This is a genomic window from Zobellia sp. OII3, assembly GCF_002211465.1.
GTDB lineage: Bacteria > Bacteroidota > Bacteroidia > Flavobacteriales > Flavobacteriaceae > Zobellia > Zobellia galactanivorans.
In genome coordinates this window covers 265,866-291,089 of sequence record NZ_MWRZ01000004.1, presented here as the reverse complement: position 1 = coordinate 291,089, position 25,224 = coordinate 265,866, and the positions used below count along the sequence as shown (strand labels likewise).

General features: G+C 42.8%; 22 protein-coding genes. 13 read left to right on the top strand and 9 right to left on the bottom strand.

Annotation, left to right across the window (positions count from 1 at the left end; translation table 11 throughout):
• Positions 1 to 68: 68 nt before the first annotated feature.
• The 5 genes from B4Q04_RS13870 to B4Q04_RS13850 all read left to right on the top strand — a co-directional run bounded on the left by B4Q04_RS13870 (position 69) and on the right by B4Q04_RS13850 (position 4,359).
• Positions 69 to 1,496: an L-serine ammonia-lyase gene (locus B4Q04_RS13870; protein ID WP_088697130.1), complete on the top strand. Its 1,428-nt coding sequence runs from the start codon at positions 69 to 71 to the stop codon at positions 1,494 to 1,496.
• 68 nt (positions 1,497 to 1,564) lie between these two features.
• Entirely contained in the window at positions 1,565 to 2,128 is a 564-nt protein-coding gene (locus B4Q04_RS13865) for a Crp/Fnr family transcriptional regulator (RefSeq protein WP_088697129.1), read from the top strand.
• 72 nt (positions 2,129 to 2,200) lie between these two features.
• Complete coding sequence (locus tag B4Q04_RS13860; RefSeq protein ID WP_088697128.1) at positions 2,201 to 2,527, top strand: DMT family transporter; 327 nt, start codon at positions 2,201 to 2,203, stop codon at positions 2,525 to 2,527.
• A gap of 157 nt (positions 2,528 to 2,684) precedes the next feature.
• Positions 2,685 to 3,470 carry a DUF3050 domain-containing protein gene (locus B4Q04_RS13855; protein ID WP_013996034.1) on the top strand — a complete coding sequence of 262 codons (786 nt, stop codon included), beginning with the start codon at positions 2,685 to 2,687 and terminating at the stop codon, positions 3,468 to 3,470.
• A 91-nt stretch (positions 3,471 to 3,561) separates the two neighbouring features.
• On the top strand, positions 3,562 to 4,359 hold the full coding sequence (locus tag B4Q04_RS13850) for a DNA/RNA non-specific endonuclease (protein ID WP_013996035.1): 798 nt from the start codon (positions 3,562 to 3,564) through the stop codon (positions 4,357 to 4,359).
• A gap of 61 nt (positions 4,360 to 4,420) precedes the next feature.
• On the opposite strand, the gene B4Q04_RS13845 is transcribed toward B4Q04_RS13850, so the two are convergent.
• Positions 4,421 to 5,356: a DUF1080 domain-containing protein gene (locus B4Q04_RS13845; protein WP_046288149.1), complete on the bottom strand. Its 936-nt coding sequence runs from the start codon at positions 5,354 to 5,356 to the stop codon at positions 4,421 to 4,423.
• Between the two features lie 170 nt (positions 5,357 to 5,526).
• Between B4Q04_RS13845 and B4Q04_RS13840 the strand changes: the two genes are divergently transcribed.
• Positions 5,527 to 6,993: a Gfo/Idh/MocA family protein gene (locus B4Q04_RS13840; protein WP_088697127.1), complete on the top strand. Its 1,467-nt coding sequence runs from the start codon at positions 5,527 to 5,529 to the stop codon at positions 6,991 to 6,993.
• A 63-nt stretch (positions 6,994 to 7,056) separates the two neighbouring features.
• Here the strand turns inward: B4Q04_RS13840 and B4Q04_RS13835 are convergent, their stop codons facing one another.
• Positions 7,057 to 7,515, bottom strand: coding sequence for a hypothetical protein (locus tag B4Q04_RS13835; protein WP_013996038.1), 459 nt, complete (start codon positions 7,513 to 7,515; stop codon positions 7,057 to 7,059).
• Between the two features lie 150 nt (positions 7,516 to 7,665).
• On the opposite strand from B4Q04_RS13835, the gene panB reads away from it, so the two are divergent.
• Genes panB through B4Q04_RS13820 form a run of 3 tightly spaced genes read left to right on the top strand, consistent with a single transcriptional unit; the run spans position 7,666 to position 9,818 of the window.
• Positions 7,666 to 8,484 carry a 3-methyl-2-oxobutanoate hydroxymethyltransferase gene (gene panB, locus B4Q04_RS13830; RefSeq protein WP_013996039.1) on the top strand — a complete coding sequence of 273 codons (819 nt, stop codon included), beginning with the start codon at positions 7,666 to 7,668 and terminating at the stop codon, positions 8,482 to 8,484.
• A 56-nt stretch (positions 8,485 to 8,540) separates the two neighbouring features.
• A complete protein-coding gene (locus tag B4Q04_RS13825; protein WP_013996040.1) occupies positions 8,541 to 9,239 on the top strand; it encodes an RluA family pseudouridine synthase in 699 nt (232 codons plus the stop codon).
• A 33-nt stretch (positions 9,240 to 9,272) separates the two neighbouring features.
• Positions 9,273 to 9,818 (top strand): DUF4252 domain-containing protein, encoded by a 546-nt coding sequence (locus tag B4Q04_RS13820; RefSeq protein ID WP_013996041.1) that lies wholly within the window; start codon positions 9,273 to 9,275, stop codon positions 9,816 to 9,818.
• A 119-nt stretch (positions 9,819 to 9,937) separates the two neighbouring features.
• Here B4Q04_RS13820 and B4Q04_RS13815 read toward each other — a convergent pair whose 3' ends face one another.
• From B4Q04_RS13815 to B4Q04_RS13805, 3 genes are all read right to left on the bottom strand, one after another.
• Entirely contained in the window at positions 9,938 to 11,179 is a 1,242-nt protein-coding gene (locus B4Q04_RS13815) for a cytochrome C (RefSeq protein WP_236631023.1), read from the bottom strand.
• A gap of 545 nt (positions 11,180 to 11,724) precedes the next feature.
• Positions 11,725 to 12,588, bottom strand: a complete 864-nt coding sequence (locus B4Q04_RS13810) for a DMT family transporter (protein WP_236631022.1) — start codon at positions 12,586 to 12,588, stop codon at positions 11,725 to 11,727.
• A 3-nt stretch (positions 12,589 to 12,591) separates the two neighbouring features.
• A complete protein-coding gene (locus B4Q04_RS13805) occupies positions 12,592 to 14,136 on the bottom strand; it encodes a hypothetical protein (RefSeq protein WP_013996044.1) in 1,545 nt (514 codons plus the stop codon).
• Positions 14,137 to 14,408: 272 nt separating this feature from the next.
• Here B4Q04_RS13805 and B4Q04_RS13800 point away from each other — a divergent pair, with 272 nt between their 5' ends.
• Positions 14,409 to 15,581, top strand: a complete 1,173-nt coding sequence (locus B4Q04_RS13800; RefSeq protein ID WP_013996045.1) for a 2-isopropylmalate synthase — start codon at positions 14,409 to 14,411, stop codon at positions 15,579 to 15,581.
• Positions 15,582 to 15,717: 136 nt separating this feature from the next.
• Positions 15,718 to 16,836, top strand: a complete 1,119-nt coding sequence (gene leuB / locus B4Q04_RS13795; RefSeq protein WP_013996046.1) for a 3-isopropylmalate dehydrogenase — start codon at positions 15,718 to 15,720, stop codon at positions 16,834 to 16,836.
• A gap of 6 nt (positions 16,837 to 16,842) precedes the next feature.
• On the opposite strand, the gene B4Q04_RS13790 is transcribed toward leuB, so the two are convergent.
• A complete protein-coding gene (locus B4Q04_RS13790) occupies positions 16,843 to 18,063 on the bottom strand; it encodes a peroxiredoxin family protein (protein ID WP_088697176.1) in 1,221 nt (406 codons plus the stop codon).
• A 130-nt stretch (positions 18,064 to 18,193) separates the two neighbouring features.
• On the opposite strand from B4Q04_RS13790, the gene pheT reads away from it, so the two are divergent.
• Positions 18,194 to 20,623 (top strand): phenylalanine--tRNA ligase subunit beta, encoded by a 2,430-nt coding sequence (gene pheT / locus B4Q04_RS13785; RefSeq protein ID WP_013996048.1) that lies wholly within the window; start codon positions 18,194 to 18,196, stop codon positions 20,621 to 20,623.
• A gap of 55 nt (positions 20,624 to 20,678) precedes the next feature.
• Here the strand turns inward: pheT and B4Q04_RS13780 are convergent, their stop codons facing one another.
• Positions 20,679 to 21,233 (bottom strand): fasciclin domain-containing protein, encoded by a 555-nt coding sequence (locus B4Q04_RS13780; RefSeq protein ID WP_013996049.1) that lies wholly within the window; start codon positions 21,231 to 21,233, stop codon positions 20,679 to 20,681.
• Between the two features lie 196 nt (positions 21,234 to 21,429).
• On the opposite strand from B4Q04_RS13780, the gene B4Q04_RS13775 reads away from it, so the two are divergent.
• Positions 21,430 to 22,149, top strand: coding sequence for a hypothetical protein (locus B4Q04_RS13775; protein WP_088697124.1), 720 nt, complete (start codon positions 21,430 to 21,432; stop codon positions 22,147 to 22,149).
• Positions 22,150 to 22,229: 80 nt separating this feature from the next.
• Here the strand turns inward: B4Q04_RS13775 and B4Q04_RS13770 are convergent, their stop codons facing one another.
• A complete protein-coding gene (locus B4Q04_RS13770) occupies positions 22,230 to 23,378 on the bottom strand; it encodes a hypothetical protein (RefSeq protein WP_088697123.1) in 1,149 nt (382 codons plus the stop codon).
• 143 nt (positions 23,379 to 23,521) lie between these two features.
• A complete protein-coding gene (locus B4Q04_RS13765) occupies positions 23,522 to 25,150 on the bottom strand; it encodes an ABC-F family ATP-binding cassette domain-containing protein (RefSeq protein WP_013996052.1) in 1,629 nt (542 codons plus the stop codon).
• Between the last annotated feature and the right edge of the window lie 74 nt (positions 25,151 to 25,224).

Below are 25,224 nucleotides of genomic sequence, written 5' to 3'. Positions count from 1 at the left end.
ACCGGTTTTTTGACTTCGCCTATAGCGGGCTTTCTCTATCTTTATACCATAAAATATGAATACGCCTTATGGAGTCTATCAGTATTTTCGACATGCTTAAGATCGGTGTTGGACCTTCTAGCTCGCACACCCTCGGTCCGTGGCGCGCGGCCGAACGATGGATCGCAGAACTCAAGGCTTCAAAACTTTTCGATGAGGTTATCGGCATTAAGGTACATATGTACGGCTCGCTCTCTTTGACAGGAAAGGGGCATGCCACCGACTTTGCCGTAATGTTAGGCCTTTCGGGTACCGATCCGGTAAAAATTCCCATAGAGGATATTCATTCGATCGTAGCCAATATACAGCAAACACATATACTGAACTTTGGAAACAGCAAACCGATCCGTTTCAACCCTGAAACCGACATCCTATTCCATAAAAAGTTTTTGCCGTTTCACGCGAACGGGTTGCAATTTGAAGCGCTATTGACATCGAACAAGTCCAAAAAAAACACCTATTACTCCATTGGCGGCGGTTTTGTAGTCGTAAAAGAGCGAAAGAACGCCAAACGCAATATAGCCACTTTCGGCACTTTTCCATTTCCCATCCAAAAAGGAACCGAGCTCCTCGACTATTGCAGAAGGGAGCACAAAAATATTTCTGCCATTGTACTGGAGAACGAACGCTCTATACGCAACGACGCTGAAATAGACAAAGCGCTAAAACATATTTGGGACACCATGCTGGAGTGTATGTATATAGGATGCCATACCCAAGGGAAGTTGCCGGGAGGGCTCAATGTAACCCGTCGGGCCTTTGATCTCAACAAAAACCTTCTCGGCGACACCAAAGACTACAATTCTCCGCAAACTTGGCTGACCACCATACGGAATACCGAAGTGAAATTCCGCCAGATTTTACAATGGGTCAGTTGTTTTGCCCTTGCCGTAAACGAAGTTAACGCCTCCCTTGGCCGTGTAGTGACGGCCCCCACCAATGGTAGTGCCGGGGTTATACCTGCCGTGCTTATGTATTATGTGGTTATCGAAAACCATGAAGCCGATTTTGAACACATTAAAAAATTTCTTTTCGTTGCCGGGGAAATCGGGAGTATCTTTAAAAAAGGAGCTACCATCTCAGCGGCCATGGGCGGATGCCAAGCCGAAATTGGAGTGTCGAGCGCCATGGCGGCAGGCGCACTTACCGAACTATTGGGCGGTACGCCCGAACAGGTGTTGATGGCCGCAGAAATTGCCATGGAACATCATTTGGGGCTCACCTGTGACCCCATAGGCGGACTCGTGCAAATACCATGTATTGAGCGCAATAGCATGGGCGCCATAAAAGCAATCAATGCCGCAGAACTGGCCTTGGGCTCCGACCCGAAAGACGCCAAAGTCCCCCTCGACAAAGTGGTAGAGACCATGTGGGCCACGGCAAAAGACATGAGCTCAAAATATAAAGAGACCTCCGAAGGTGGCCTGGCCATTGGGATCAACATGAGCGATTGTTAGAAGCAAGAAAAAACAATCCATTTTACAACAACTACCTACGAATGATAGAGTTCAACAAATAATTGCAGATGGAGATCGAAAGTATCATTGATAGCATAAGTAAACTTCCGGAAGCCTCGAGAACAAAGATCATTGAAAACACTGTACCCGTAACCTACCCGAAGGGACACATCCTTATTCATGCCGATACGCTTGAAACATCGGTCTACTTTATAAAAAAAGGAATCGTCCGCGCCTATGTCAATCATGAAGGTAACGATATTACCTTTTGGTTCGGAACTGCCGGCGAGACCATTATTTCAATGAAGAGCTACGTCGAAAACAAAAGAGGAATCGAAAGTATAGAACTCTTGGAAAACTGTGAATTGTACCGCCTGCAAACCACAAAACTACAGCAATTATACCTTCATGATATACACATCGCCAACTGGGGCAGAAAGTTTGCCGAACAAAACCTAAAGACCACCGAAGAGCGTTTGATTTCAAGCCAGTTCAAAACTGCCAAACAACGGTACCGCGAACTATTAAAGAACACGCCACATCTCATCCAAAGGGTGCAATTGGGCCATATTGCCTCCTACCTCGGCATAACCCAGGTAAGCCTTAGTAGAATACGTGCCGAAATAAAATGATGTCGTTTTTATCATTTGTAATAAATAAAACCGATTACCTTGCCCATATTTGCAGCGATAAAAACAAAAGAAATGAACTGGTTGATTTTAATTATTGCAGGATTGTTTGAAGTAGCCTTTGCCTTTTGCCTATCTAAGGCAAAAGAAACTACAGGAACCGATATGTACCTCTGGTACGGTGGTTTTCTTATTTGTTCCGCTATTAGCTTTCTCCTTTTAATAAAGGCCGTCCAGACCTTACCTCTTGGCACGGCCTACGCCGTATGGACAGGCATCGGGGCGGTCGGAACCGTGCTACTCGGAATCTTTGTTTTCAAAGACCCCGCCAATTTCTGGAGGATATTCTTCATTGTTACGCTTATTGGATCCATAATCGGCTTAAAATACGTCTCTCACTAGCATAGCCCAACGGTCCTTCCGTAAATATTTAACTACAGAACGACCATCTTTGAAAAAAATGTTATATAATACTACAGTTCGTATAGTATAATACACCTAAAACTGCTTATACTAAAGAACCGGATTATAAGCCTATTGTTAGTGACCCAAAAAAACTATGAAAGAGATTATAAAGATAGAAAACGAAATAGCGGACTTAAGAAATCAACTTCAAAACCACCCGCTTTACAAGAACTTAAACCAAATTGAAGATATTAGGGTTTTTACGGAAAATCACGTTTTTGCGGTTTGGGATTTTATGTCGCTCTTAAAATCCCTCCAGATTTCACTGACCAAGGTCAGCATTCCCTGGACACCCAGTAAAAACCCGGTTCTGGCACGGTTTATCAATGAAATCGTACATGGGGAAGAAAGTGATATCAACGAACTGAACGAAGCTAAAAGCCATTTCGAAATGTATCTCGAAGCCATGCGGCAACTCGAGGCCGACACCACCCGTATTGATAGCTTTATCGCGCTTTTAGAAAAAGGAGCTACCGTAGATTCGGCCTTGACGGCCATAGCTATCCCCCAAAAGGTTGCCGACTTTGTACGTTTTTCGTTCGACACCATAGCCAGCGGAAAGCCACATTTGGTAGCCGCCGCATTTACCTTTGGTCGTGAAGATGTTATCCCCGATATGTTCATGAAAGTCTTAAAAAGCGCCGATGCCGACAACAATCGGTACAACAAATTTGTCTACTATCTTGAAAGACACATTGAACTGGATGGCGACGAACACGGGCCGTTGTCACTTAAAATGGTGGCCGAACTTTGTGGGGACGACCATCAAAAATGGCAAGAAACCCATAGCATCGCAAGGGAAGCCTTAACGAAAAGAATTCAGCTATGGGATGCCATTACCGAAGAGATTACCAACAAAGCCGTTGGTGCAAACCAATAAAAAATAACCCTAACTTAAACCTATTGACAAGGACTTTGTTCTAGAAATTTTACATTTTTGAGACGCTTAACTTTTGTAACCCTATTTTCCTATGGCATTTGATACCAATTTTTTAAGTACAAACATACAAGTTCCGCGATTGAATCGGTTGAGCGATGCCTTTCAACTGAACGGTAGCGAAATCATCGACTACACCCACTTCTCCCTATCGCTAAGTAGTCGCACCCAATTCGCCATTTGGGTCGCATGGAATATCGACGGAAGCAACCTCAAACGTATCGCCCGAAAGGGAGCGGGATTTTTTGAAGATTCGAGAATTCCTTCAGAATCGCAGGCCGGCAACCGCCTGTACAAGAACAACCCTTTAGATCGAGGCCATATTGCCAGAAGGGTCGATTTGGTATGGGGTAACCATGAGGAAGCCAAAAAAGCCAATTCCGATTCGTTTGTCTTTACCAATATTGCTCCCCAGATGGATGACTTTAACCAAAGTGGAAAAGGAGGCGTTTGGGGCGAACTGGAAAACGCTTTATACGACCAAACGGAAATGGACCGATCACGTGTCAGTATTATCGGCGGTTGTATCTTTCATGAAGACGACCGAGAATATAGGGGCTACAAAATTCCAACCGAGTTTTACAAGACCATTCTTTATGAAGAAAACGGCCAACTAAAGACCAAATCGTTTATACTGACCCAAGATTTGACCCGCTTATCCTTTCTCGATCTAGAAGCATTTAAAACCTACGAAGTCGCTCCTTCGGAAATAGAGGCCAAATGCAACTTTACCTTCGACGAAGCCATTCACCAAGCCAGTGTATTCGACGTAAACTCCTTTGCCCAAACCGAGCGCCAACCTTTGTACCGCCCGTCCGATATTAATTGGTAATCCCACAAAAAAACGCCCGCTGTACACAACAGTGGGCGTTTGTAAAAATACATGATCAAGCTTACTTCTCTACCCTTGGAGTAACTTCAAATTTTCGAAACATAATTGGGCCATGATCCCCTTGAATCAAAAACGGACCGGGCTCGCCTTCATTACTATCTAAGGCCCCACCGGTAATACCTGGTATATTTTGATCGTTGATTATGGTTTTTCCATTGGCGACTATGGTTACACGACGCCCGATCAAGGTTATATCGTAGGTTTGCCATTCGCTCGCATCGTTGGCCGCCATTTCGTTCGGTGTTAAAAAGCCATAAATTCCCCCAAACAATACATTTGACGGATCAGAACCTTTATCATCGGTAATCTGAACTTCGTAACGACCTCTTAAATACACCCCACTATTGCTTCCGGGCGGAACCTTAAACTCCACATGCAGTTTAAAGTCCTTGAACTTTTCATTGGACACCAAGTTCGCTCCCGATTTCGGACTTCTCAGCACCCCATTTTCAACTACCCATTGGTTTTCTCCCATGGCCGTCCAACCGCTTAAATCCTTTCCATTGAAAAGGTCTTTTGATTTTCCCCATTTCGCTTTCTCAACATACTCCAATTTTGGGGCCCTGACCGCAGACCAACTATAAGGTTTTCCATCGGTATAAATCATCGTTCCTTTAAGTTCTTCTCCTTGCAGCCTTCCTGTGAACACCATATCGGTTCCTTCCGGCTCCCACTGTTTCGGTATGGTAAAATTGAAAATATCATTTTTGACCTTAACCTCGGCAATAGGCCTTGCACTACCGAAGGCATAGACAAAACTACCGACCAAGGTATTCGTACCCGAATGCCTTATCTCTAACCAAGAAGGCAATTGCTTACCGTCTTTTTCTATAACCATATCCCATTTGCCCTCTAACGATTTTGCCTCTTGGGCATTACCTATTGTAATCGCCGATAACAACAAGCCTAGCGTTGCCCCAAATAATTTCAATCCCATTTTCATATTATTAATTTTTTAAAGCGATAAATATAGAAAATACCTAACATTTAGTTCATGATTTATTTAGCGAATCATAATACTATATCGATACCAACTTTTAATTGCTGTCATTAAAATTTAATTAACTTTAGAGACCATTCACAAATTCAACTAAAAAGTAAAAACCAATGGCTCACAAAAAAAACAACCCACCAACCAACTCAAGAAGGTCTTTTCTAAAAAAGGGAGCCATAGCTTCTTCTATCTTTATTGTACCCAGACACGTTCTGGGCGGCCCGGGCTACCTAGCCCCCAGTGACCGCTTAAACCTAGCTGCCATTGGTGCGGGTGGCAAAGGCTCTAGTGATATCTTTAACGCTTCGGTAAATGGCCGGGAAAAAGTAACGGCCCTATGTGATGTAGATTTCGCGGGCTCTGCCAAAAAATCCGTAGAGAATTTTCCCAAGGCAAAATTGTATGCCGATTACCGTGAAATGCTAGATAAGGAAAAAGGCATCGATGCCGTTACCATTTCCACTCCCGACCACGTTCATGGCCCTGCCGCTGCCTATGCTATGGAAAGGGGCATACACGTCTATGTACAGAAACCCATGACACACAATATTCGTGAGGCACGTGTACTCACACAGATGGCCCGAGACCATAAAATTGTGAGCCAAATGGGAAACCAGGGCGGCTCCAACCCACTTTTGGGGATGGTTCAAAAATGGATCGATGACGACGCCATTGGCGCCGTTTCCAAAGTTCAGGTATGGACCAACCGCCCCGTATGGCCACAAGGAAGCGCCATGCAGGCCCCAGACCCCAATCTAAAGCCTGACAGCTTAGATTGGAACCTTTGGCTCGGACCCGCACCCGAAAGGCCCTATACCCCCAACTTACACCCATTTAGCTGGAGGGGCTGGTGGGATTACGGTACGGGAGCCCTTGGCGATGTAGGGTGTCACCTGATCGATATTCCTTTTCGTACCCTAGGCTTAAAATATCCCACAGATGCCGAATGCAGTGTAGGTTCGGTCTATTCACAAATGTGGGACGCGGATTACCACCCTGAAGGCTGCCCCGCCTCCTCATTTATAACCCTTCACTTTGGCGCCACCGAAAAAACAAAGAAACCGATTGAAATGACATGGAGCGATGGGGGCATTAGACCTTCGCATCCCGATATTATCCCGGCCAACAACGACATTGGAGGCCCCGGAAGCTATAATGGTGTACTCATCATTGGTGAAAAAGGAATTATTTCCACCAACATCAACGATAGTAGTCCCCTCACCCCGAAACTATACCTGAACGACGGCACGACCGAATTCGGTCCTGAAACCGAGCCAAACGAAGAACCTGAATACGGTCACCAACGAAAATGGGTCGATGCGTGTAAAGCAGGCTTCAACAGCGATGAACACAAGGCCCTGACCTCTTCGTTCGATTATGCGGGCCCAATGACGGAAACCGTTCTTATGGGCAATTTGGCCATTCGCAGTTATTTGTTGAGGAAAGAGGACAGTAAGGGTAATATGGATTTCTTCGCCCGAAAGAAGTTGCTATGGGACGGCGAGAACATGCGAATCACCAATTTGGAAGAAGCCAACCAATTTGTTGGTAGAACCTACCGTGACGGCTGGAAGGTTTAATCATAACCAATTCAAAAACGAAAAAAGACGGGTTTTGCAATCCGTCTTTTTTTTTAATTCTAGCTATTCACATCCCTCTTTTCGTCGGGTATCAATAACGTAAACGATTTGCCACCCCTTCTCGGCATCTTTCACCAACTGAAAGGAGTTTACCCCGCAATGGTGAAACACCCCATCTAAATTAAAGGTATAAGGTGTCCAGGCATGGGCCATCGGGCCATCTATCTGAATGGAATACGTGTTGATGACCTCTTCAAATTTTGTAGTTTCCGGAATCGCGACAATAGATTTCAAGAAATCGGAAGAAGCTTGTGTCTTTACTAAGGGATTCCCCATTTCATCCTTGGCAATGGTTTGCATGACCACATTACCGGCTATCGTCTTTTTTATTTGAACCGAATCTTGACGGTGAAACCCTTCAAAAAAAGCGTCAATCGTATTTTTAACGGCCATTTCTTCATTTTCCTGGGCATATCCCCCAAAGGTAAGGAGGCAAAAAAGCAGTATGAGTAGTTTTTTCATTGGTATCAATTTTACCAAATTTAATAAATATTCGCTTTAGCGCGAGTACTTTACCCCCGTTATGGATTGAACGACCGATAAGCAAAGGAGCCTACATATCTCGGAAACCCAACATTTTCCTTACATTTATCCCACCAAAACAAAATACATATGTCAACGGCAAAAAAAGAATACAAAAGAGTAACGGTCAAGTCTCTTGTAGACATGAAAAAACACAACGAAAAAATATCAATGCTTACCGCATATGATTATTCTATGGCCAAGATTGTAGATTCTGCCAATGTTGATGTTATTCTGGTAGGGGATTCCGCCAGTAATGTAATGGCCGGCCATGAAACCACCCTACCCATAACCCTTGACCAAATGATCTATCATGCCACCTCGGTTATACGTGCCGTGGAAAGGGCATTGGTCGTGGTAGACATTCCTTTCGGAAGCTATCAAAGTGACCCGAAGGAAGCCCTTCGTTCGGCCATCCGTATTATGAAGGAAAGCGGGGCACATGCCGTAAAACTCGAAGGAGGTATCGAAATCAAGGAATCGGTAAAAAAAATATTGAAAGCCGGTATCCCGGTAATGGGACACTTAGGACTCACCCCACAATCTATCTATAAATTCGGAACCTATACCGTTCGTGCCAAGGAAGAGGAAGAGGCCGAAAAATTGATGGAAGATGCCAAACTTCTTGAAAAACTTGGGTGTTTTTCCATCGTGCTCGAAAAGATTCCGGCCGCCTTGACCAAAAAAGTTTCGGAGAGTATTTCAATCCCCACTATCGGTATCGGTGGGGGAAAGCACGCTGATGGACAAGTTTTGGTCATTCATGACCTATTGGGAATGACCCATGAATTCAACCCTAGGTTCTTACGTCGATACATGAACCTTTATGAAGAAATGGGCAGTGCCATTTCTCAATACGTACAGGACGTAAAAAATAGGGATTTCCCGAACGACGAAGAGCAGTATTAATAACTATCCGACATCCGTCTCCATACCGGTTTGTCCTAATCTAATTTATAGCTCTAGTGGCCCGTAAACTCCTTTCCGACCCAAACAACCTCTTGGTATTGTTTGAAGACAACCATATCGTTGCCATCAACAAAAGACCGGGCGATATTGTTCAAGGCGATAAAACGGGAGACATGCCCTTAAGCGAGGTCGTTAAACTGTACATCAAGGAAAAATACGACAAACCCGGCAACGTCTATCTAGGCGTAGCCCACAGGCTCGACCGCCCGACATCCGGTATAGTGGTTTTTGCAAAAACTTCAAAGGCCCTGCCCCGCCTCAATAAACTTTTTGCCGAAAAAGCGGCGAAAAAGACCTATTGGGCCATCGTCAAAAATAAACCTAAAAAAAACGAGGACACCCTTACCCATTATCTCAAACGCAACAATAAACAGAATAAGTCGTACGCCCATATCAAAGAAGTTCCGGATAGCAAAAAAGCCATTTTAGACTATAGGGTGATAAAAAAGCTAGACCGCTACTACCTTCTTGAAATCGACTTACACACAGGCCGCCACCATCAAATCAGGGCGCAGTTGGCCGCCATTGGCTGCCCCATAAAAGGAGACCTAAAGTACGGCTTTGACCGAAGCAATCCCGACGCAAGCATACACCTGCACGCACGACGACTCTCCTTTATCCATCCGGTGAGAAAAGAACCTGTAGAAATCGTGGCCAAACCACCTGAAGACCCGATTTGGAACGCTTGTTGTTAGAAACAGTATATTTAACTGTATAAACACAAGACCATGATCAAAAGAACATTATTTATTTGCAGTCTTGTACTGCTCGCATCTTGCAGCACCTACAATTCAATCGACAGTTTTTACAACGCCCATAAAGAAGACGACCATGTTACCGCTGTGCGGGTACCCCGGTTTATGCTTTCGCTTATTGGTGGCATTTCTCCCGAAATGAAATCGCTTATAGGTACTACGAAAGATTTGCGCTATATGTCATTTCCCAGTACGACCGCGGCCAAAACAGAATTCTTGAACAAACAGATGAACGGTATTACCGACAATTCTTTTATCGAAGTCTATCGCAAAAACGATGAACTCAAACGAAACGTGGTGAGCATACGCGAGAAAAGAAATGCCGTAAAGGAAATATTGATTTATAACAACAATAACCAAAACGCATCCTTTCTCTATTTCAATGGGGATTTCGACCCTGTAAAAGTACGTCAAATGGCCCAAAACGAAGAGTTCCAAAAACTGGGGAACGGACTCATCAACCAATATCAAGAAGGTAATTTGCCTCAGGGAATCAACCAACAGGAAGAAAAGAAATAAAGACTCCGCTACCGATCTTTAAAAGAAAAAAGAGACAATGCCTCTAAGTACGTATGGCTTCCCCTCACAGGCAAAGGAAACGGAGAACCCCATACGTACCTAGTGGCAATCGTATAAGCTTAGAGACACATCATATATGCGGTAAGTGCCTTCTTCTCTTCCTTACTCAATTCTAGTTCTAGAACCAGATTAAAAAACTCTACCGTATCGTCCAAGGTCGGAAGACGGTCGTCGTGCAAATATGGGGGCGAATCCTTTATACCCCTTAAGGCAAATGTTTTGATCGGACCTTCAGGTCTTCCCTTGTAAAAACGTTCTACCTTTAAATCGTGTAAATAATCATCCACAAAGGCCGGACCACTATGGCAGCTTACACATTTAGCCTTTCCATGAAACAATTTTTCGCCCAAAAGTTCTTGTTTGGTCGCCTTTTCAGGAATCAACCGGTTCATGGCATCTAATTTTGGCGCAGGCGGAAAATCCAACAAGGCGTTGAAATCTCCCATCCGATTCGCTACCACTTTTTGGTGCGCACGCGGACCAATATGTTGCATCATTCCGGGATCGCCATCAAAATATTCCTCTACTTCCGCAAAATGGTCCATGCTTCGTATGGATCGTTTTGAGGCAAATTGCATCATATTGTAATTTCCACGCATGGAAGGCGTACCTACTCGAAGACGTGACAATTGTGGTCTGCTGTCGGGCGCCAATTCAAAAGCTCCATTGGTATGACCGTTTACATGGCACGAAAAACAGGCTACACCGGCACTCGGCTCGACGGTAACCCTGTGGGTCGTATGATTGAACCAACCTGTAGGAGTAGGCCTTAACAGCTCCTTTAAGCCCTCCATTTGTTCCGGGGTCAAGAGTCCGTTAAATATTTCGTAATAATTGGCAAAGGTAACCTCGCGTCCATTGGTTACATCTCCCAGTTCCTTATGGGTGGTCAAAAACATCGGCGCAGGAAATTCGGGCAAATAAGCATCAGGATAATCGTGATCTAAATCGATACGCACGTGTTCGGGGTGTACCTTGTTCCAAGCGTCTGGAAAAACCATGTGGGCCGTTGAAGCCAATGGGTGTGCCAAAGGTTTAAAGGGGAACAAGTCCCTTTCCTTAATTTCGTCCGGCGATAGTTGGGCGAGTTCTTCGAATGATCCGATGCCTTTTGGCAATCTTGACACGGGACCTTTCATAATGGGTTTTCTTCCCCCAGACATGAATTTCCCTTCGTATGATTCGTTCGTAAAATTATAGCGCGAATTCATATAATCCCTAATATCGGCCATCAATTCCGGCTTTTGCTTTTTATGAAATTCAAGCCATTCTTCCCATTCCATAGGCAAGTCGGGTTGCATAAAGGAAGTTTTGTCCTTCCCTCCGTAACGCCATAGGTCAAAGGGGGTTCTTTCCCCATCTTTCACCACTGGCAAGGGAAGTAAAGAATCGATATGCCCCGAGCCCAACTCGTAATCAGGCTCTACATAATCTTCGATTACCGCACCTGGCGACTGTAATAAATGGAGTTGGTTGTTGAGAACTTGAAAGCTTAATAGGAGTAAACTTCCTATTACAATAAAAAACAGGTATTCGTTTCTTCTTCATTGTTGGTTATATTAAGGTTATTCGATAACGGTTTTAGGTAGAGGGCATGACAAGTAATGCAGTAGAGAAACAAACTTTGTGAAACCGCTCCGTAGCCAGAGCCCTTAACTATATTTCAAATGGCAGTTTTGAATGTGTTGTTTCTTGGCAATTTTCGAAAAGACTGACCTTCAAAATTACCACAAAGGTTGAATTTTGCAATCGATACCCAAAAAAATTGACAATTTTTCAATCATGTAGGCCATTCAATTGTATTCTATACAACGGTTACGAAATATAACCAGACAAACGACCATTTTTAACGGTAAGAACGAACACTTTCAACAATTACCGAAGCCAATATCAAGCATCCGCCGGCAACCGTAGACCATACCGGAATCTCAGAAAGCACCAAGGCACCGATCAGAATACCATAGACCGGTTGAACGCTACTTAAAATACTTATTGTGGTAATGGAGAAATATTTAAAACAATTGATGAACATCGTATGTCCAAAAACGGTCGTAATCACCGCTAGGCCCAGCAATCCTTTCCATTGATCGGGCACCGCTTCCAAATCGTAGTAAAAAAATGCGGGAATCAGCATAAGACAGATAATGACCATCTGGTATACCATCAGCACAGAACCCTGGTACCTATCTACTTTTGTCTTTAGAATAAGATTGCGAACGGCATAGCAAAGTGCGGAAAACACCCCAAAACCGATAGCTATGGTATAACTGTTATCAAAACTGAAATCGGGCACCAAAAAATAAATTCCACAAAGGACCAAAAACCCCAGCACCAAATGCATTTTTTGAAATCGGGTCTTTAAGAACAAAGGCTCTAAAAAAGCCGTAATGACAGGATAAGTAAACAAAGACAACATCCCTATGGCAACGTTGGACATTTGCAAGGCCACAAAGTAAGCCAACCAATGGCCTCCCATAAGAATACCACTTATAATTATGGGGCTTCTGTCCTTACTGCTAAGACCGAATGAAATTCCCTTGAACCGACAGTACAGAAATAATAAAGCAAGCGTTATAAATGCACGAATACCAATGGTCACGGGAACCGGTAAGGCTATAAATTTACCAAAAGGCCCCGAGGTACTCAGAAGCAGCATCGCCAAGTTGATCTCTAAAAAATTCTTTATGCTAAAAGACGAGCTCGCTGCCAAATACTATCTTTTTACGGCCATGGCCTTTTCTCGAATAATATCTGCCACGGGCCTGTTCTCTAGATGACTCTCTAACCAAGAGATGATGTCTAAATACAGAAATGCCCTTTTTTCATAAGGGTGATCTTCGTATTTCTTAAGCTCGGTATGTAATTTTTGAAATTCGTTTCGCAGGTCGCTAGGGAAAATATTACCCAAGTTTCTCAAAAATTTGATCATTTCCTTTTGAACGGCGTGAAGGTCGTTCATCTTTAACAAAAACTTATAGGTACTCTTTAACTGCACCTCAAGGTGATAGTCCATGCCCGCTTCATAATGCGCCACCAGACTTAAAACCCTGGCAAAACACATGAGGTCTTCACGCATTTTCAGGTTTTTGTTATTGATAATTTTCTTGAGGTATTGAATACAGGTCTTATTGTCGCCTATTCCAAAGTACAGACACGCAATTTTGTAGTACAACACCATAATGTGGTGGGCATCTATACGGTCTTTGTGTTTGTTTATGCCGTATTCTATTATTTTCACTAGATACAGGCCCTTGCTAAAGGTACCCTCCAAGAAATGAAGGTTCAATTTGTTCGCATTGATATAAAGAAAGGACAAAGACGCTATATTGTCGTTTTTCGGGAAGCTTTTGCTCTCTACAACCGCTTCCAAACGCTCAAGAACTTCCTTAAAGTGCGAACTGTATTTCACATAAAAAATAGATTCCAACAAATAGTGGTTTCCTTTCAGGAAAAAAACGGGGTTCAACTTTATCTGTTCTTCATGTTCATAGAACAGGTCTACCCATTTACTTGCATACTTATAAGACGAAAGAAAATCTTGAATCAAGAAACTGTGCCATAGATGTGCCTTGTAGAGCCAGAGTTTTTCCCTAAAGCCAAGTTCTTTCAATTTATATTTCGGCAAATGGGTCTCAAAGTACTTGTTCACCTTCACATAATCTTCATCACTACGCACATATCCCACCTTTAGCATAATGCCGTACAATTGTAGCGAAAGGTTCGACAACTTGCTGGTCATTACATTTTGTGCCGATAATTCCTTGGCCTGCACGGCCAGCTCATCGGCGCGGTCGGGAATACTGCGGGTAATGTATTGGGTCTCGATTATTTTTTCAAGCTCCACTATTTCGTAGGCAATATTCTTCTCTTCGTTCTCTATGGCCGTAGATTTGGCCTTATCAAGAATTTTTAAGCTCTGCTTATAAAGTCCTTTTTGATACAAAATCGTAGCGAAGTCCAATTGCTCCCGAATTTGAACACGTATGTTCTGGTTCACCGGGTTAAGCCTTAGACTAACCAAAATCTGCTTATATAGATGCGCCTTTAAGTTTGATAATTGGGCTTTTTTAACGATACCACTCTCCAAAATGGTCTTCTCATCGTACTTCTTCATTTTATCCATGAGATTGAACAGTGCCAAAAATTTGGCATCGGTATTCACTCCCAAGCGACCCACATACAATTTAAACTGTCGCTTTTCTGATTTCGAAAGCGACTTTACCAGAACGAACAAGGCATCTCTGTGCGCATTTGTCATCGTAAAAAATATTATTTAATTTGCTCTATGTTAGCTTCTTACATACACTAAAAACCGACTTAACGTTGTACTATTTCTTATGGGTACTAGGCAGTCTGTACTATTGGTCATATATTCGTATTGCACTGAATAGCACTTTTCGTTTTACGACCTACCCAAAAGATTAAGGCTAAGGTTATCAAAAAATATTGAAATAACGGTACAAAATATGATATTTGTACATTGAACAAAGTTGCAAAAAGTTTCTAAGTTAGCTAAACTACACAAATATAATGAGTAAAGAGAAGGTACAGATTTTTGACACAACACTTCGTGATGGGGAACAAGTGCCCGGCTGCAAACTAGACGCCGAACAAAAGTTGGTCATCGCAGAACGATTGGACGATTTGGGAGTAGATATTATTGAGGCCGGTTTTCCTATATCGAGTCCTGGAGATTTTAAATCTGTTACCCAAATAGCCGAACTGGTAAAAAATGCCACGGTATGTGGATTGACCCGTGCGGTAAGAAAAGATATAGAAGTAGCGGCAGAAGCCTTGAAACCGGCAAAAAGAGCACGTATACATACGGGTATCGGTACGTCCGACTCACACATCAAGTTCAAGTTCAACTCGAACCGAGAGGCGATCATCGAACGGGCCATAGATGCGGTAAGCTATGCCAAGACCTTTGTTGAAGACGTAGAGTTCTATGCGGAAGACGCGGGACGTACCGACAACGAATTTTTGGCCAGGGTGTGCGAAGCCGTAGTAAAAGCTGGAGCCACCGTTCTAAACATACCTGATACAACGGGATATTGTTTGCCCGAAGAATACGGTGCCAAAATAAAATACCTAAAGGAAAACGTAACCGGAATCCACAAGGCCGTACTTTCATGCCATTGCCATAACGACCTCGGTCTGGCCACGGCAAATTCAATTGCCGGTGTCATCAACGGCGCACGTCAAATCGAATGTACCATAAACGGTATTGGAGAAAGAGCCGGGAATACGTCATTAGAAGAGGTTGTCATGATCTTACGACAACACCCTAGCCTAGGTCTTGATACCAATATCAACAGTAAGTTACTTTTCGACACGAGCCAGATGGTCTCCCAAAAAATGGGAATGATGGTACAGCCCAACAAGGCCATTGTTGGTGCCAACGCATTTGCCCATAGTTCTGGAATACACCAAGACGGCGTAATCAAGAACAGGGAAACCTATGAGATTATTGATCCGGCAGATGTTGGGGTAAACGAATCATCCATTGTGCTTACCGCCAGAAGCGGTAGGGCCGCCTTGGCCTATAGGGCCAAATTGGTAGGATTCGAGCTTACGAAGCTTCAACTTGACGAGGTCTACCAAGAATTCTTGAAATTTGCCGACAAAAACAAGGAAATTTCCGACCAAGATATTCCGAAAATTATAGAGTCCAGCAAAATTACCTTAAACAGTATTTCTTAGAGACTATTCGAGATTTTATACCGTTTTCATTTTAATCGTTTTTTTGACCGTAATGTCATTAAAATTTTTAATCTTAGCCCTCTGCTATCGAATCAAATCAATGGCAATGAACTTGGTATACTTAAAATATCTCTAGATGCAGCTAAAAATTGCCCTTCTTGGCGGCGATGGCATTGGCCCCGAAGTATTGGCCCAATCGGTAAAATGCCTAAAAGCAATCGAAGAAACCTTTAATCATAGGTTTGAATTCGTTGAAGCTCCCTTTGGCGCTATCGCCATGACAGGGTCTGGACGACCGTTACCCGACGAAACATTGGCCCTTTGCCAAGAGTCCGATGCTATTTTATTCGGCGCCATCGGTGCCTTGGAGTATGATAATAACCCAGAAGCCAAGGTTAGACCCGAACAAGGACTATTAAGGTTACGCAAAGAACTAGGCCTTTTTGCCAGTATCAGACCCATTAAAATGTTTCCTGCATTTTTAGAGAATTCCCCGCTTAAGCGAAATATCGTAGATCATACCGACCTCGTTATTTTTCGGGAACTTACAGGAGGTATTTATTTTGGAAAAAAAACACTGAGTGAAGATGGAACCACGGCATCGGACCTCTGCACCTATTCGGAAAGCGAGATAAGCCGAATTGCCCATTTAGCCTTTAAAGCGGCAAAAAAAAGACGTAAAAAAGTAACCCTTGTCGACAAGGCCAACGTGCTCGAGTCATCGCGACTTTGGCGTAAAACCGTTACCAATATAGCCCAGAGCTATCCTGACATATCCTTTGAATGTCTGTTTATCGACAATGCCGCGGTGCAAATGATGCTTAACCCGCGCCAATTTGATGTTATACTGACCGATAATATGTTCGGTGATATCCTTTCCGACCAAGGTAGTGTCATCCTAGGCTCGGTAGGCCTTCTTCCTTCCGCTTCGGTGGGCTTGGAAAATGCCATGTTCGAGCCTTTTCACGGATCCTACCCACAGGCCAAAGGAAAGAACATCGCCAATCCGGTTGCCTCAATTCTCAGTTCCGCCATGTTATTACAGCACTTTGGACTTGACGAAGAAGCAAATGCCATCGTAGCCGCCGTGCATAAATCTTTTGTCAAGAAAGTAGTGACAACGGACGTTTTGGGAAGCAGCAAATATGGTACGGACTACGTAGGCGATTTTATTTCGGAAAACATTGTTGAGTCTGACGACAATCCAAGCATTAACGATGAGAACATCGGCCTAGGAAAGTCAACGATTATCTAAACGCCCTTATTCACTTAGCAGTTCATGCAAAAGTGTATCGAACTCTTTGTGAAACTCTATGTATTTTTCACCGGTAGCAGGTCCGTTAAACCCGGTATGTATATGGCGTACTTTTCCTTCCTTATCGATGAATATCGTAGTTGGATATGACAATAACCGATTAAGCATCGGTAGTTTTTTCTGCGCCATATCTTTATCGGAGCTTCCGTACTGTGCCAATAGAATAGGATAATTTACCCCTATACGCTGCTTGAGCCTTTCAATACTTTTTATGGCTCCTTCTTTTGTCTTGGCGTATTCAAAGGCCAAGCCTACTACTTCAAGGTTTTTGAGATTATGGTCCCTTAAGTAATTGACGTAAAATTTGGTCTCGTCCAAACAGTTCGGACACCAAGAGCCTAAAATTTGTACGATTACCACCTTGTTCTTAAATCGTTCATCTTCGGAAGACACCATTGTACCGTCGATATCGGGAAATGAAAATGAAAATTTATCATACCCTTTCTTTAAAAATGTAAGCGAATCGGCAGGCGGCAGCTCAAAGCCCTCGTTACGCTTCCCCACAAAAGTTTCCTTGGAATGATTTCCCGAATAGAACACCCCGTTTAAGCTACTATCGGTTACCTGGGCCGTGAACAGAAAGGCATGGGCCCCATCAAATGCCGACAACTTTAAGGAATCGCCCATTACTACGCCTTCCAAATAACGATAGTCGCCCGTTGTTGTCCTAAATGTCCCCGTTACCTTATTCCCGTCTTGGGCAAATATGCCTTTTCCCATATACGCCTCAAGATCCACAGGAGTGAATTCCGTTTCCCAAATACCGGAAACATTTACGTCTGCGGTTTTTTTGGCGGAAAAACGTTCCGTTTCCCCAAAACTGGCCTCAAAAGGCACTACCCTATCTAAACTTTCAATTCTAAAATCACCATCAATCCGCTCCGGTGTAAACGTTCCCGAAATGTATCCCTCAAAAACAGGCGGATGTATCCGTATCGAATCGCCGTTTAGCTCGATTTCATCAACAACGATGACTTCACTGGCATTATAAATTTGCATCTTATACGCATCGTCTTCCCTTTCAACCAAAAAATTAAAAGGCAGTTTTTCACCCTCCATTACACTGAGTTTCCCTCTCCATACCCCTTCCGACAATTCAGGTTGTGTTTCGTCCTTACAGGAAATAAGGGCACTCAAAAGCGAAACCATACATAGCAACTTCTTCATTCTTTCGTCTTTTCTGTTAGAATCGTTATATACGCCCAAAACTTACAACAAAAAAATAATTAATTCAGTTGCCATGCATATTGAATGTCTTAATGCATTGTTTTATCTTTACCCGCTCTAAAACTAGCCGATGCAGATTTCATATAACTGGTTAAAACAATTTTTAAAACTTGATTGGGATTCCCAAAAAACAGCTGAGCTTCTAACCGACCTAGGCCTTGAAGTTGAAGGAATTACCCCTTTTGAATCCATCAAAGGCGGACTTAAGGGTATTGTAGTAGGCCATGTACTTAGCTGCACCAAACATCCGAATGCCGATAAATTAAAAGTAACCACGGTAGACATAGGTGCCGAATCTCCGGTGCAAATCGTTTGTGGAGCGCCCAATGTAGACAAAGGCCAGAAAGTACCCGTTGCCACGGTCGGCACGAAATTGTACACTCCTGAGGGAAAGGTCTGGAAAATAGGAAAAGGAAAAATAAGGGGCGAAGAAAGCCACGGTATGATATGTGCCGAAGACGAGCTCGGACTAGGCTCTGACCACGAAGGCATTCTTGTACTCGACAGCAAACTAAAACCGGGCACTCCTTGTTCCGAAATCTTTGATGTCGAACAAGACGAAGTCTTTGAAATAGGCCTTACCCCTAACCGTGCCGATGCCATGAGCCATTATGGCGTAGCAAGGGACCTGAAAGCGGGACTCATACAAAAAGAGATCAATAAAGAATTGATTACCCCTTCCATTAGCCAGTTTAATGTAGACAACCGTTCGCTAAAACTGCAAGTTGATGTGGTAGATAGTAAACTAGTACCTCGTTATGCCGGTATTACCTTAAGCAACCTAACGATAAAGCCATCGCCAAAATGGCTACAGAACAGGTTACGGGCCATCGGTATCAACCCCACCAACAATGTGGTCGATGCCACCAATTATGTCTTGCACGAACTCGGTCAACCTTTACATGCCTTCGATGCCGATCGCATCCACGGTAAAAAAGTCATCGTAAAAACTTTACCGGCAGGGACTAAATTTATGACCCTAGACGGGGAAGAGCGTACCTTGCACGAAGACGACCTAATGATCTGCGATTCTGAAAAACCTATGTGTATAGCAGGAGTTTTTGGAGGAATAAACACAGGTGTTACCGAAAAAACAAACTCGATATTTCTTGAAAGCGCCTATTTCAACCCTGTTTCCATTCGCAAGACCGCTAAAAGACACGGCTTGAACACCGATGCGTCTTTTAGATTTGAAAGAGGTATCGATATTGAGAATGTAGAGTACGCCCTAAAACGTGCTGCTTTATTGATAAAGGAAATCGCAGGAGGCGATATTACTTCCGACATTATCGATTTTTACCCTAAACGTTTTGACGAACATCAAGTTTTCTTGACCTTCAGAAAAACCTATTCCTTGGTCGGACAGGAAATCCCACAAGATACGATCAAATCGATATTGACCTCACTGGACATTAAGGTAAAAAGCGTTACCGAAGCCGGACTCGGACTTTCAATACCTTCATACCGCGTAGATGTACAAAGGGAAGTAGATGTTATTGAAGAAATTTTACGTGTTTACGGTTATAATAATATAGATTTTGGCACCAAGCTAAACGCTTCCACCGCACCGGTTTCAAAGTTCGACGATCATAGGTTACAAACCGTTATAGGTGATTTATTGGCCTCAAAGGGTTTCTATGAAATCATGACGAACAGTTTGACCGCTCCAGCCAACGCCCAACTCATTGATGAGTCCGAAACAGATGAGAAAAGTGTTCAAATGCTGAATCCGTTGAGCAACGACCTCTCGATAATGCGTCGTTCTATGTTATATACCGGTCTTGAGACCGTACTCTACAACAACAACAGGAAAAAGCACAACTTAAAACTTTTTGAGTTCGGGAAATCGTACGAACAACAAGACACAAAGTATATAGAAGACAAACACCTTTGTCTTTACCTGACCGGCAACCGCAGCGAGAGCAATTGGTCAAGGGAAGTAAAAGCCATCGATTTCTTTTATTTAAAATCGATAGTCTTAAATATCTTGGCCCGCTTGGGAATTACCGATGCCATCTCTGAGCCAACATCGAACAGTGCATTCTCGGAAGGACTCAGCCTGGCTGTCAACACCAAGGAAGTAGTTTCTTTTGGATTGATTAAAAAATCAATCCTTAAGAAGATGAACCTCAAACAAGAAGTTCTCTATGCCGATTTCAATTGGGACAACGTAATTGCCTTGGCCCAAAAAAACAGCATCACCTATCGCGAAATCCCTAAATACCCAGAGGTAAAACGCGACTTGGCCCTATTGCTAGACGACGCCGTTTCTTTTAAACAAGTATACGATTTAGGTAGAAAGACCGAGAAGAAGTTATTGAAAGACATCAACCTTTTTGATGTATATGTAGGCGACAAACTTCCAAAAGGCAAAAAGTCATATGCGGTAAGCTTTACTTTGCAAGACAGTCAGCGTACATTGACCGACAAGCAAATCGATCGCATTATGGGCAAATTGCAGAAAACGTATCAAACCGAACTGGGAGCGGAACTACGCTAGCAAAAACGATTTATCCGGAAAGATTTAAGAAATATTTTTTTAGTAGAAGGAAGTCTTATATTTTTCCGGGTAATATCACACTATCGATTTCGTGTATCACCCCGTTTTTCTGATTGGAGTCGGCCACAACTATAGTCGCCTTGTTTCCGAAGCTATCGGTCAAGATAATATCTATACCTTTCATCGTTGCCGTAATCGTATCGCCTTGCACCGTAGTAAAGGTAGCCTTGCCCTTACCCCTACACATAGCCTTCAATATCTTAGAAGCCGAAATGTAACCGGCTACAATATGGTAAGTCAATAAATCCTTAAGTTCTTTTTTATTTTTAGGATCCAAAAGGTCTTTGACCGATTTGCCCGATAGATTTTCAAACGCACGATCGGAAGGAGCAAAAACCGTAAAAGGTCCCGATTGATCCAACAACTCCTCTAAATCGGTAGCCCTCATAACCGCCAAAAGGGTTTGATGATTTTTTGAGTTTGCCGTAGAATTGACAATCGATTCACCAGAAGCCCCCACTAAAGGACTGTTAGCGGTTGTGATTTCTTGTGCCGAAAGCGAAAAACAAAGAGTAAAAAACAGACAAACTAGAATCGTAGGATATTTCATAAAAAAAACTTGGGGAGTTGTTAAAATGGTCGATTAACGGTTCAAATTGTTCGACAAGTTACAACTTTATGACAATTATCATGTCTATTTTACCCCCTTTTAAATATATTTTTAACAAAAAATTAACAAATACTTAAGTATTGAAATCGTGTTTTAGACTTCGAATTCTCTAAATTTGAGGGAGTTGCCATAAAATATGCTGAACAAGAGAGTCAATATTGAAAGCGTGCTGATCAAGGAAAAGCGGCAAAACGGCACGACCGATTACGCTTACGCGCTCAACCACATCCTTAAAAAAGACTCTGCTTCCCGAGAAAGGATCAGCAACAATCTTAGCATTGAAAGTACAAGTAAAACGAACAATGCCTTTAATATCGACTTGCTCGACACGGATAAAATTTATCATCTATCCGACATCAAAAAGATATGTATCGATTATAGGCTTCGTTTTTTGAATTCCGATTTTTTTAAAGGGGAGATTCCCGCTGAAGCCATTGCTAAAATCAAAAAACTGGAAGAAGCACACGATATAGAACTCAAGGGCTTTAAAATTATAGCCCCGTCTAAGCTCTTCAAACTTGACGACAAAGACGACCCTTTGCTGTTTGCCCCTATCGGTAACGACTATTACTATCTTTTACATCATTGGGGAAAAGATTTACATCCACTTCGAAAAATAGCCATGTGGCCGTTTAAAAATATAATAAACTTGACCTTGCTCGTGGTCACCTTGAGTTATTTGGTGGCTTTATTGGTGCCGGACGGATTGTTTTCCAAGAATAGTTCGACCGCCCAATTTTTTATTATTTTCTTTTTTATTTTCAAGTGTTCAGCCGCCATTGTAATTTTTTATGGATTTGCCCTTGGAAAAAACTTTAACCATGCCATTTGGAACAGTAAATACTTTAACGCCTGACCATAAACTATAGTATATGGCAAAAAAAAGGGCATTTCGATTAAATGAAATGCCTCTTTTTTATGGATTGACAAAAGCGTCTATTTGATAAAGATTGTAGTAGGTATGCCGTCAACATCAATATTATTGAGCACCTGAGGTTTTGGAGCAGGGTTCAAACGCAACAAGCCCCCCTTGTCGTCACCAGTCTTCTTTTTGTATCCGATAAGTAGTACATTGTTCTCTTCGTCATAGCTAACCATGGTCGTCTTTTCGATTTCATACTCAAACTTCAGCTGGGTCTCTGTTATAAAATTTTCGAAGGCATACATGACCGTAAGGTTTTCCTCAAAATCATAAACCGCAGGAATCACGGGAAATTCACTATAATCGGTAGGTGTCATTTTATAATACATCTTACCGCTACTATCGAAGTGCAAGGAAGAAGATCCTGTAAAATTCGGTTCTTTTCCCGAACCATAATTTGTATATTTTATTTCAAAGGTGGTACTGTTTATGGTACTATGAAGATCATCGTAGCCAATAATAATATTATCATCTGGGCCCGTAAACATTCTCCGCACATCAAAACCTACCAAAGTATCGTATATTTCCGTATTGCTACTTGAATCCACTACCGAAATAGCATGCTCATCCGTTACCTCCTCATCTAGTGTCAGTACAAACAAACGGTTATGGGCAAAAGCCAATTGCAAAGGCCTTTTATCCAAAGTTATATCGACATATGTAGGCGTTGCCACCGAAACATCAAGAGCCCGAACATAAAATTCGTCTTCTTCAGCAGAAGGTGAAACATGCAACTCATAAGCTATATAAATGGTATTCCCCTTGCGGGAAACAGCCTTGGCCGTAAGGCTACAAGCGCCTAAGTCGGTAAAAACTTCATACGCTTCACTGGTATCGTCCTTAAAATCATAAACCGTGATTTCACCACTACAATCACTCTTTTTATGATACATGGTAAGCACCTGGTCGTTTTCATAACTTAAAGTAGGCTGGCTTACCGAACTGAATTTACTTTCTTTACCGCTCAAGGCCAACCCATTGTCTTCAAGATTGAGCAAGGTTGCCTCTAGCATTCCGTTGTTATTGACTAGTAAAGTGTAATCGGATTGGATGTTTTTTTCCTCCTCCTTTTCTTCCTCCCCGAGGGAATCACTATCGGTTTTAGAACAACCGATAACGATGAGCATTGCCATACAGGCATAGATTAAATTGTAGGTTTTCATCTGTTGCAATTTTTAAATACCCTAGACCGATTCTAGTTGACAAGGTGACAACCAAGCGTAGCGAGCATCTTTAGGATCCAAGTTTGGGTCTTGAACCTAAAAACGCTCACTACTACGTTCTAGACTATTAGGTTTAACAAAAATTATACGGTTTCAACGTACATTTTGTTACGTTGCTCCCGCAATGCCTTGTCGGACATATATTCATCAAACGACAAATATCTGTCAATGTTGCCTTTTGGAGTCAACTCGATAATTCTATCGGCAACCGTCTGTGCAAAATGATGGTCATGGGTAGTAAACAGAACGGTACCTTTGAAGTTTTTTAATGAATTGTTAAATGCGGTAATACTCTCTAAGTCCAAGTGATTGGTAGGCTCATCCAACATAAGGACGTTGGCCCTTAACATCATCATTCGGCTAAGCATACAACGCACCTTTTCACCTCCGGAGAGCACGGTACATTGCTTTAAGGCTTCTTCGCCACTGAAAAGCATTTTTCCCAAGAACCCGCGAATATATACCTCTTCGCGTTCTTCTTCGGTCTTGGCCCATTGACGTAACCAATCTACTAGGCTTATATTTTCGTTAAAGAAACTTGAGTTATCGGCAGGTAAATAAGACTGTGTAGTGGTGACCCCCCATTGGAACTCACCTTTTTCCGCCTTCTTGTTGCCATTGATAATTTCGTAGAATGCGGTAGTCGCCCTAGAATCCCTAGAAATTATGGCCACCTTATCCCCCTTTGCCAAATTTAGGTTGACATTCTCAAAAAGCAAATCACCGTCTTCCGACATAGCGGAAAGCCCCTCTACGTTCAATATTTGGTCTCCGGCCTCCCGTTCCCTTTCAAAAATAATGGCCGGGTATCTTCTACTTGAAGGCTTGATATCTTCTACCTTAAGTTTAGATAACATTTTCTTTCTTGAAGTGGCCTGCTTACTTTTTGCAACGTTGGCACTAAAACGCGCAATAAACTCTTGAAGTTCCTTGGCTTTTTCTTCCGCCTTCTTATTTTGTTGTGCCCTTTGGCGCGCTGCCAATTGGCTACTTTCGTACCAGAACGTATAGTTACCCGAATACAGGTTCAACTTCCCGAAGTCGATATCGGCGATATTGGTACAGACCGAGTCCAAAAAGTGTCTATCGTGAGAAACAACGATTACCGTATTCTCATAATCGGCCAAGAAATTCTCGAGCCAGTTTATGGTTTCATAATCAAGGTCGTTGGTAGGCTCATCCATAATCAACACATCGGGGCTTCCGAATAGGGCCTGGGCCAAAAGAACCCTTACCTTAAGCTTGGAGTCGATATCGGCCATAGAGGTATAATGTAATTCTTCAGGGATTCCCAAGTTCGACAGAAGTGCCGCTGCATCGCTATCGGCGTTCCATCCGTTCATTTCTTCAAATTGAACCTGCAACTCCCCTATCTTGTCGGCATTTTCATCGGTATAATCTGCGTACAGGGCATCGATTTCCTGCTTAATGCGAAATAGTGGCTTGTTTCCCATTACCACCGACTCCAAAACCGTAAACTCATCATAGGCATTGTGGTTTTGCTCCAAGATCGACATACGCTTGCCGGGCTCTAAATGCACATGACCCGAGGTAGGGTCTATCTGTCCTGACAAGATTTTAAGGAAGGTAGATTTTCCCGCTCCATTTGCCCCGATCACCCCATAACAGTTGCCTTGGGTAAAGGTTACGTTCACTTCATCGAACAAGACTCTTTTTCCGAATTGCACAGATAAATTTGATACCGACAGCATAGATTTCTTTTTAAAATTCGTGCAAAAATACAGAATTTTAATCGCCTAGACCAATAAACTTAAAAAGCATTGGT